General features: G+C 65.7%; 5 protein-coding genes. 3 read left to right on the top strand and 2 right to left on the bottom strand.

Translation table 11 applies throughout. The annotated features are described in order from the left end of the window. Positions 1–170: 170 nt before the first annotated feature. Genes ABT093_RS40330 through ABT093_RS40320 form a run of 3 tightly spaced genes read left to right on the top strand, consistent with a single transcriptional unit; the run spans position 171 to position 4,395 of the window. Positions 171–1,268, top strand: a complete 1,098-nt coding sequence (locus ABT093_RS40330) for a tyrosine-type recombinase/integrase (RefSeq protein WP_350572492.1) — start codon at positions 171–173, stop codon at positions 1,266–1,268. Then, positions 1,265–3,826, top strand: coding sequence for a tyrosine-type recombinase/integrase (locus tag ABT093_RS40325; RefSeq protein WP_350572491.1), 2,562 nt, complete (start codon positions 1,265–1,267; stop codon positions 3,824–3,826). The genes ABT093_RS40330 and ABT093_RS40325 overlap by 4 nt, the downstream gene beginning before the upstream one ends. Further along, positions 3,823–4,395 (top strand): DUF6262 family protein, encoded by a 573-nt coding sequence (locus tag ABT093_RS40320; RefSeq protein ID WP_350572490.1) that lies wholly within the window; start codon positions 3,823–3,825, stop codon positions 4,393–4,395. The genes ABT093_RS40325 and ABT093_RS40320 overlap by 4 nt, the downstream gene beginning before the upstream one ends. A gap of 46 nt (positions 4,396–4,441) precedes the next feature. Here the strand turns inward: ABT093_RS40320 and ABT093_RS40315 are convergent, their stop codons facing one another. Next, complete coding sequence (locus ABT093_RS40315) at positions 4,442–5,170, bottom strand: hypothetical protein (protein WP_350572489.1); 729 nt, start codon at positions 5,168–5,170, stop codon at positions 4,442–4,444. Between the two features lie 84 nt (positions 5,171–5,254). Continuing rightward, positions 5,255–5,644, bottom strand: coding sequence for a hypothetical protein (locus tag ABT093_RS40310; protein ID WP_350572488.1), 390 nt, complete (start codon positions 5,642–5,644; stop codon positions 5,255–5,257). Positions 5,645–5,733 lie beyond the last annotated feature (89 nt).

Raw genomic sequence — 5,733 nt, 5'->3', positions numbered from 1 at the left:
GTAATCTCTGGCTCTACCCAACCGTCTGGCATGTGAGCCAACTACGCTGATGCTCACATGCCTAATGAGTATCAGCAGGGACTCCAGTGACGTCAGCTACATCGCCGCCCATTCACCGTGCCTTCCGAGCAGAGAGGGCAGTTACAGCGGATGGGACGTCACGATGGGTCGTGATTGACGAGGGCTTCCAGCTCCATCTGCCATCGGTGGACTACCTCGACGGCCTGCGCGCCGCGGACGCCTCGGTGAACACCGAGAGGAACTACGCAAGCCGCATCGCGCTGTACCTGTCCTACACCGCGGCCCTGGGGATCGACTGGACCCGGCCGAGCCTGCAGAACCTCTCCGGGTACCTGCGTTGGCTGGTGAACGAGCCGCTGCCGCCGCGAGGACGACGCCCGGATCCCGAGCCGAGACACCGCCGACCCGGTACCGCGAACGCCCATCTCGGGACCGTCTGCGAGCTCCTGCGCTGGTCGGCCCTGCGGGGCCTGGTCCCCGACACCGTCATCAACATCCTGGCCCAGCCGAAGTACCTCGTGTACCTGCCCGAGGGGCTCGACCCCGGCGAAGACGGTCAGAACCGCACCGTACGGGCCAAGGCCATCAAGTTCTCGGTCGCCGTACCGGGCTTCGAGTGGCTGGTATACGAGGACGTCGGCCGGATGATCGCCGTCGCCTGCCACGCCAGGGACAAGTTCCTGCTGGACCTCCTCCGCGAAACTGGAATCCGGATCGGCGAGGCCTTGGGACTCAGGCGTGAGGACATGCACCTCCTGCCCAACTCCACGATGCTCGGCTGCAAGATCCCCGGGCCGCACATCCACATCGTCCGGCGTCCGACCAACGCCAACCGCGCGCTGGCCAAGTCGCGACAGCCCCGCTGGATCCCCATCGGCGCCGACACCGTGAACTTCTACACCGACTACCAGTACGAGCGCGACGAAGTACCGCGGGCCGCGAGTTCCGACATGGTCTTCGTGAACCTGTTCGCGGCCCCTCTCGGCGAGCCGATGAAGTACCCGAGCACCTACGAGTTGTTCAAACGCCTCGCCAAGGCAGCCGGCCTCGAAGCCCATCCGCACATGGTCCGCCACGGAACCATCACCCGATGGATCAAGGACGGCATGCCCCGCGACACCGCGCAGGACCTCGCGGGCCACGCCTCCGAAGTCTCCATGAAGCCCTACGTGCACATCACCAACAAGGAAATGCGCGAACACGCCCAGAGGGTCAACGAGATCCAGAAGGCCAGGAAGACCAAATGACCCTCGCCAACGCCGTACTCCCCATCGCCCGACCGGAGAAGCAGCAGTCCCTTCTTGCCGGATGGACCGCGTGGCTCCGAGAGGCCATCGATCCCAACTGGCGGCCAGGCGAATGGAATTCGAACCTGCTGATGTTCACCGGAAACCCGGACAACCCGTCCACCGCGATCAAGCAGTGCCGGACCATGGCCTGCCAGATCTTCACCCAGTCCACCTGGTGCGTGATCTGCAGGGAAGCTCTCCAGGTCAGCGGAATGGGCCCAGACGCGTTCGCCGCGACGTTCACTCCGCAGCGCAAGCGCGCCGCCGGCGGCTATCGCTCGCCCTCCTGCACGGCAGCCGGCGGCTCATGCCCGCGCGAGGCCTACACGGCCGGGTGCTGCTACAGGCACTACTACCGGTGGGCCGAGGACCGACGAGCCGACCCATGCCTGGACATGGACGAATGGGGCGCTCGTCAGAAGCCGCTGGCTCCGAAGGCCGACTGTCTCGTCCGCGGGTGCGTCCACGAGTCCATCGTGATCGGACTGTGCAGGTCGCATCACAGTCAGTGGAAGAGAAATTGGACTGCCAGCGGGCAGAAGTCCGAGCGGTCCCAGCTGGCAGTCTGGGCCGAGCGTCAGGCCCCGTACATGAACCTTGCCCAGTTTTCCCTGGCCCCATTGAGCGATACCGTGCGGCTGGAGTTCCTCTACGCCCTCCAACGCCGCGACGCAGACGGCCGGCCGCTGCAGCCGGAACCGATCCGCTTCGCTGTCCGGCAGGCGGTCGGTGTGTCGAGCATCGCCCTTGAGGAAGACACGTTCGTCAGCGCCCTCGACGGCTATGCCGACGGCCCGAAGAGCAGCACCGTCCGCAGTCTCATGATGCGCTTCATCAAGCGGGAACTGGGCCTGGCCCTGCTCGATCACCAGGGGGTCAAGCCGACCGACCGCCTGGTGTGGAATGCCCGCGCCGCAGGCATCCGCTCCCGGCAGAGCGAGAACGGCTCCGTCGCCGCCCACCACACCGTCGACTTCGGGGTGATCCGGCAACAGTGGCTCCGCGACACCGTCATGGAGTGGGCGCAAGCCACCACCCCCGAGATCCAGGACCTCCGGTCGCGGATCAGGAGCTGCGAGATCGCCTCCCGGACCCTCAGCTACCGCAGTGGCGGCGGCACCACCATGGCAGACCTCGGGTTCGCCGACATGACCTCGGTCTTCGAGACGTTCAACCAGCTCCGCAAGGGCGACGACTCCCTGTACAGCGACAAGAACCGCCGAGACATGTTCCGCTACTTCACGGAGATCCTCGACTTCGGACGCATGACCGGCCGCCTCGCCGAACTGCCCGCTGCCTTCTCCCGGAACGCCAAGCACCACCGGATCAAGGTCGACGTGACCGACGACGACGAGATCGGCAAGGCCCTGCCCGAGTCCGTCATCGACCAGCTCGACGCACACGTGGACCTTCTCGGCCAGGGCGTGACCTACGGCAGCATGGCCGAAGCGGACGTGCAGCTGATGTTGCGTACTGCCTACATCCTGATGAGGAACACCGGCCGCAGGCCCGCTGAGATCGCCGGAGCGCGGTTCGAGTGCCTGGACCGGGACGGTGACGAATGGCAGCTGATCTGGGACAACTTCAAGGCCAAGCGCCTCGGGCGCCGACTCCCGATCTTCGATGAGGAGGTCCAGGCCGTCCTCCGATGGCGAGCACGGCTGCATGAGCTCGGTTACCCCACCGGAAAGGGAACCCACCTCTTCCCTCCCAAGCAGGGCGGCAAGCGGAGTATGCGCCCGGCCAACTTGGGCGCCGCTATCCGGCAGTGGGTCGACAGCATCCCGGTCATCAACTCCGAGATCCACGGCAAGGACGGGACGCCCCTACCGTTCGACCGCAGTCTGATCTACCCGTACGCCTTCCGGCACACCTACTGTCAGCGCCACGCGGACGCAGGTGTACCGCTCGACACGCTCATGGAGCTGATGGACCACGAGAACGCGCAGGTCACCCGCGGCTACTACAAAGTCTCACTCAAGCGGAAGCGTGAGGCCGCCGACGTCGTACGGCGCCATCTCCTCGACCGGTCCGGAAAGCCCCTGGCCGGCGGATCGGCTCTCGGGTACGAGCGCAGGTCGGTGGCTGTCCCGTTCGGCAACTGCAAGGAGCCGACGAACGTGAAGGCCGGCGGCAGCGCCTGCCCGATCAGATACCAGTGCGCCGGATGCCCCTCCTACGAGGCCGATCCCTCGTACCTGCCCGTACTGGAGGACCATCTCATCCGGCTCAAGGGAGGCCGGGAGATCGCCGTGGCATCTGGCGTCCAGCAGTACGTCATCGACGGGATGGACGGTGAGGTCCGGGACTACAGCAACGTCGTCACCACGATGAGGGACATGCTGGCCACGCTGCCGGAAGACGAACGACGCGAGGTCGAGGAAGCGTCCAGACTTCTCCGACGGTCTCGGGCCGCATCTGCCACCACCCTTGCCGCACCGCATGCTGGACCGTCCGGTCGGCAACTCCTCCCGCTGACCGTCGTCCGCCACAACCCCACCGGAGCCGACCAGTGACCACCACCCGAGGCCGCGGAGACGTCCTGCGCGAAGCGCGCCGACGTGACAGCCAGCAGAAGCGGGCAAAGGTTCTCGCCACCGTCGACAGCATGGCCGCCAGCGGCCAGGAGATCACGATGCTCGGCGTCGCGCGGGCAGCCGGTGTCTCCAACTGGCTGGTCTACCAGCCGGAGATCAAGGCGCACATCGACAAGGCGCGCAAAGGTCAAGAGTCCACGGCCACGCGGGAGAGGTCCGGAGGAAGGTCGGCGAGCTCGGCCAGCCTCGCCGTCGATCTCGAACTCGCCCGCACGGAGATCCGCAGCCTGAGAGAAGAACGCGACAAGCTCAAGGACGTGCTCAGGCGCAACCTCGGCCAACAGCTTCAGCAGGCCGACTCGGGTGACCTCAAGGCCAGGATGGACGAGCTCCTGACCGCCAACCACCAACTTGAGGAACGCCTATCAGCCGCACTCAAGGAGCTGAAGAAGACTCAGTCCAAACTCGAAGAGTCCGAGCTCGACCTGGCCGGAGCCCGTGCTGGAATCGCGCAGATGATGCGAGACAGAGCAGTTCGACCCACGTAGCCGTGCCGGAGTCACGAGCCCGCAGGGTGGGTGGTTTCGTTACCGCTCATCCGCTCGTGCCTGAGATCTCGGCCTCCGGCGCCAGCCTCAGGCCGGCCATGGCCAGGAAGTCCGCGAGGTCGATGATGCCACCGCCGGTCCCATCGTCCCACGTCGTCCAGAGCCGGGATCCCGCGCCGTCCCACGCGTCGGTGTCCTCGCTCGGATGCTGTTCGACGCTCCCCTCGCCGCGCCGGTAGCGCAGGTAGAGGTACTGGCCGCCTGTTGTCCACGCGTCCCACTGGGACGGGAAGCCGTGGCAGGTCTGTACGACCCGGGCGAGGGTCACGTCCTCGTGAAGGCTTGCCTCGACGGGGCCGAGGTGCTGATCACAAGCGAGGAGGAGATCGTCGTCCAAGGCGAGCAGACGAATGCTTGCGCCGGGAAACTGGAGCGTGAGGCCGGCGGCGAAGTCGATGCCGACGCCCCGGTACCGGATCTCCCGTACTGACCGGATCGTCTGGCCGACGAACCGGGCCACCGGAACGTTCGGCGAGTCGTTTGTGACCGTGACGTGGCCATCTTGCTCCATTGAGTACGGCTCGTGGGGCTGGTCGGTCCTCAGCGACAGGCCTGTCCCAGGTGTATGGAACAGGACCGGGCCCAGGCCCTCCAAGTGCAGCCACAGGTGCAGCAGTGAAGGCTCGTCCTCAGCGTGGTGGTGCCAGGCCGTGGTCACCCGCAGCAGCCGCTTGCCGACGAGGTCGGCGACGGACAGTTCCTCATCGTCGGTCATCCGGCGATGCTCGCACGACGTTCGACGCCGAGCACACCCAATATCGAACCTACCCGTTCTGCGGATAGATCCGGAAGAAAGGCCCTAAATACTCAACCGTTCGCAGAGAGGTAGCTCCAGGACTCCCAGGCCCTCCCAGACGCAGACCTCCAGGGTCGAGAGGTACCCCCCGAACGCGAAGATCATCGCCTCCCCGATGTACTGACCGTCGGCGCCCCGGATGCTTCCGTCAGCTATGACCGGACTTCGCTCCACCACCGGCCCAGCCGCCACGGTGTCCCGATCCACTCGAAGGTCCACAGTCGGACACCCGCATGTACATCCAGGCTTCATCCACACATGTGGTAGCTGTGCCCGGTACGCCCGGTCCACGTCGGTATCCCCGGCCAACAACAACTCCAAGGTCCGACGCACATCCTCGCTGAGTGGTCCCCACACCTTTGGTGCCCTCTCCTGATCGCTGGGGATCGGCATTGCGGCGCCCCTGGCCCCTTGCCTCACGTGACAGAACAGCTTATTCCCTGCTGACCTGCGAGATCAGATTGACAACCAGAGATAACCAA

This window comes from Kitasatospora sp. NPDC002551 (assembly GCF_040296005.1).
In the GTDB taxonomy this organism is placed as follows: Bacteria; Actinomycetota; Actinomycetes; order Streptomycetales; family Streptomycetaceae; genus Kitasatospora.
This window is presented reverse-complemented; position numbering and strand designations above follow the sequence as displayed.

What these genes read in the sequence shown, in the direction of transcription:
- ABT093_RS40325 (WP_350572491.1), top strand. Translation starts at nt 1,265, where the DNA reads ATGACCCTCGCCAACGCCGTACTCCCCATCGCCCGACCGGAGAAGCAG.
- ABT093_RS40315 (WP_350572489.1), bottom strand. Translation starts at nt 5,170, where the DNA reads ATGACCGACGATGAGGAACTGTCCGTCGCCGACCTCGTCGGCAAGCGG.
- ABT093_RS40310 (WP_350572488.1), bottom strand. Translation starts at nt 5,644, where the DNA reads ATGCCGATCCCCAGCGATCAGGAGAGGGCACCAAAGGTGTGGGGACCA.